General features: G+C 36.7%; 2 protein-coding genes. Both read right to left on the bottom strand.

Annotated elements, in window-relative coordinates; genetic code table 11:
* Positions 1 to 11 precede the first annotated feature (11 nt).
* A complete protein-coding gene (locus VIL26_06200) occupies positions 12 to 1,760 on the bottom strand; it encodes an ABC transporter ATP-binding protein (GenBank protein HEY8390521.1) in 1,749 nt (582 codons plus the stop codon).
* On the bottom strand, positions 1,753 to 3,471 hold the full coding sequence (locus tag VIL26_06195; protein ID HEY8390520.1) for an ABC transporter ATP-binding protein: 1,719 nt from the start codon (positions 3,469 to 3,471) through the stop codon (positions 1,753 to 1,755). The genes VIL26_06200 and VIL26_06195 overlap by 8 nt, the downstream gene beginning before the upstream one ends.
* Positions 3,472 to 3,682 lie beyond the last annotated feature (211 nt).

Below are 3,682 nucleotides of genomic sequence, written 5' to 3'. Positions count from 1 at the left end.
ATATAAAGTCATCATAATTTTTTATCAAACTGGCTGTTATACAGCATGGCATAAAAACCGTTTTTTTCAAGCAAAGAATTATGTGTGCCTTGTTCGACGATTTGGCCTTGATTCATAACTATTATCACATCTGCGTCTTTTATGGTCGAAAGTCTGTGCGCTATTATAAAGCTTGTACGCCCTTTCATAATCTCTTTAAATGTCTGAGTTATTTTTTGTTCTGTTAAAATGTCTATACTGCTTGTCGCTTCATCCAAAATCAATACTGTCGGCTTTATAAGCATTGCTCGCGCTATGGTCAACATTTGCTTTTGACCTAAAGAAATATTTTCGCCGTTTTCATCTATTACAGTATCGTAACCTTGAGGCAATTTTTCTATAAAACTATGCGCATGAGCCTTTTTGGCTGCATCAATTATTTCATCCAAAGCAGCATCTGGCTTTCCAAATGCAATGTTTTGCCAGATAGTACCTTTAAAAAGCCAAGTGTCCTGCAAAACCATGCCAAAATTTTGACGGTACTGCGGTTTTGGAATATCAGTTATATCCCTTTTATCCGCCAATATTTTTCCGCTGTTAACATCATAAAACCGCATCAAAAGATTAATCATTGTGGTTTTGCCTGCTCCAGTCGGTCCTACAATGGCAACCTTTTGTCCTTGTTTTACATCTAGATTAAAATCTTTTATAAGCGGCTTTTGAGGGATATAAGAAAAGTTTACATCTTCAAATTCAAAATCGCCTTTTATCACAATATCATTATAATTGCGGCTTGCTTTTATAGCAGGAGATGTAATATCAATTATTTCAAACATTCGCGATGCACCAGCAAGTCCGCTAATTATCTGGCTTGTCGCCGAAGTAAATTCATTTATAGGACGAGAAAACAAGGTGGCATAGGTCAAAAAACTGGTCAATGTGCCAACAGAAAGACCTAAGAATATCGCACACAATCCGCCTGTCAAGCCTACAAGCGAATAAGAAAAATAATTAAGCAGTCTTGTGCTTGGGTTGGAAAGAGAGGCAATAAACTGCGCTTTTGTGCCTGTTTTGTTAAGTTCGTCGTTTATAATATCAAAATGTCTTTGGGCTTCTTTTTCATAATTAAACGCTTTTACGACTCTTGCACCCCTTATATGTTCTTCAGCATATCCGCTTAATTTTCCCATAACCCGCTGCATTTTCAATAGTCTTTGAGATGATTTTTGGGCTACCAGCTTAGAAACCCAAAACATCAGTGGAATGGATATTACAACCGCAATAGTAACTAACGGACTAAGATAAAGCATAAAGCCCAAAGCAGCCAGAATTATTACTATACCTGAAAAAAATTGATTGAGCATTTGAGTTATTGCATCCGTTATCTGATCGCAATCGGCTGTAAATCTGCTAATAATATCGCCCTTATTCATATTGTCTATTTCTTTCAAGGGAAGACTTAACAGCTTTTCAAACGCCTGTTTTCTTATTTTGTTTGTTGTTTTGACCGCAACGCTCACTCCCAAAGAAGTATACAGCCAAACACATAGCGCGTTAATAATATAAAGACCGCCAAGGATAATTAATATTTTAATTAAATTGTCAAAATCCACTTTACCGGCTTCGACAATGTTATCCACAGCACGACCTATAAGCAAAGGTCCTAAAACATAAAACAAATTGCCTATTAGCGATAAAAATGCAATAAAAATTACTGTCTTTTTATACGGCTTAATATATCCAAACAATCTTTTTAGGGAGGTCTTTTTTTGATTACTCATTTCGTCCTCCCTCTATGTCTAACTGTGTATTGTATATATCACGGTATAGCTGATTGCTCTTAATAAGCTCGTCATGCGTGCCCAGTCCTACAACCTGACCTTCGCTAAGCACCGCAATTATATCAGCGTTCTTAAGGCTGCCAGCTCTTTGCGAAATGGTAATTACAGTTCTACCTGTGCTATGCTGTTTTAATGCCCTGCTTAAATTTCTTTCTGTTGCAAAGTCCAAAGCGCTTGCAGAATCGTCTAATATCAAAATTTCAGGAGACATTATAAGCGCTCTTGCAATAGTAAGTCTTGCGCGCTGTCCTCCGCTCAAGTTAGTGCCGCCTTGCTCTAACTGATAATCAAGACCGTCTGGAAGCTTGTTTACAAAATCTGCTTGAGCGATTTTGAGTGCTTGCATAATTTTTTCGTCATCAACGTCTCTGCCCATTTTTAAATTATCTCTTATGCTGCCCGAAAACAGCACAGCTTTTTGGGGCACTATGCCTATATGCTCTCGCAAAAACTTTTGCGATAATTCTTTTATATCTTGTCCGCCTATTGTAATCTTTCCTTCTAAAACATCATAAAAGCGTGCAATTAGATTAACTAAAGTAGTTTTTCCTGAACCGGTCAATCCTACAATACCAAAGGTAGTTCCTTTAGGAATGGTTAAATTAATATTTTTTAAAACCTCTTTACCGTCGCCATATCTAAAACTTACATTTTGAAAAACTATATCGCCCTGCGGAAACTGTTCTAAAACTTGTCCTTCATCGGTTAATTTAGGGATTGTATCCAGCACTTCATTGACTCGGGCTGCCGATGCCAATGCCTTGGTGATTAAAAGCATCAGATTAACCAAAACATTTAGAGCTAATACAATTTGAGAAATATAATTGATAAAGATAATTATTTCGCCTTGAGAGAGTTTGCCGAAATAAACTCTTTTTCCGCCAAGGTAAATTATAACAAGCAAGGATATGTTGAGAATCAAAACAGCCAAAGGATTAGATAAAGACGCAAGCCAGCCGGCTTTTTGCGCATAATGCGCATGTTCATCTCCGGAATCAAAAAACTTCTGTTTTTGAGAATTGGTTTGTCCGAATGCTTTTATAACCCTTATTCCTGTGAGATTTTCGCTAGCAAGAAGAGAAATATTATCCAGTTTTTTCTGAACTGTTTTGTATGCCTTTATAGAAATATTAATCAAAAAGTACAAAACAACCGCCGCAGCAGGCACCGAAATAAGCATTATAAGCGCCAGATGCCAATCGATAATAAATGCGCCCACAAGGCTTCCTATACACAAAAAAGGCGCACGAAGAACAAGCCTTAATATCATCATAACTGAATATTGCAATTGATTAATGTCAGAAGTCAGTCTTGTAGTAAGCGAAGATGATGAAAAACGATCAAGCTCTGAATAAGAAAAGTTAGTAATATGCTCAAAAACTTTTTTTCTCAAAGCCGTTCCAAAGCCTTGAGCTGCAGACACTGCATAGTGCTGACCTAAAACAGCAATCAGAAAGCCCAAAACAGCAAGTCCAAAAATTGATATACTTAATACAACTATTAACCAAATCTTATTTTGTTTAATGCCTACATCTATGAGCGTTGCCATCAAAATCGGCATAATAAGCTCAAAAACTGTTTCAACAAACTTGCAAAGCGGACCTAAAATGACCTGTTTTTTGTATGGTGATAAAAAGCTTGTTAAGTGCATTGTGACTTCCGTTTTTGTTTTAATATATCACAACTCAATACTTTTGATAAACATAAACTCTATGTTTTTATAAAAATTATATAACTGCCGCCAAATTTTTGGCGGCAGTTTGATTTTATAGCAAAGCCAATTTGGCGCCTAAACCTATGCATTCTTGTTCGCTTTCGCCCTCAGGTGTCTCGTTGACAATAACGGTATCAACAATTTGAGC

Source organism: Clostridia bacterium (genome assembly GCA_036562685.1).
GTDB lineage: Bacteria > Bacillota > Clostridia > Christensenellales > DUVY01 > DUVY01.
Note: the sequence above shows the minus strand (reverse complement) of the source record. Positions and strands in the feature narration are given on the sequence as shown.

What these genes read in the sequence shown, in the direction of transcription:
- VIL26_06200 (HEY8390521.1), bottom strand. Translation starts at nt 1,760, where the DNA reads ATGAGTAATCAAAAAAAGACCTCCCTAAAAAGATTGTTTGGATATATT.
- VIL26_06195 (HEY8390520.1), bottom strand. Translation starts at nt 3,471, where the DNA reads ATGCACTTAACAAGCTTTTTATCACCATACAAAAAACAGGTCATTTTA.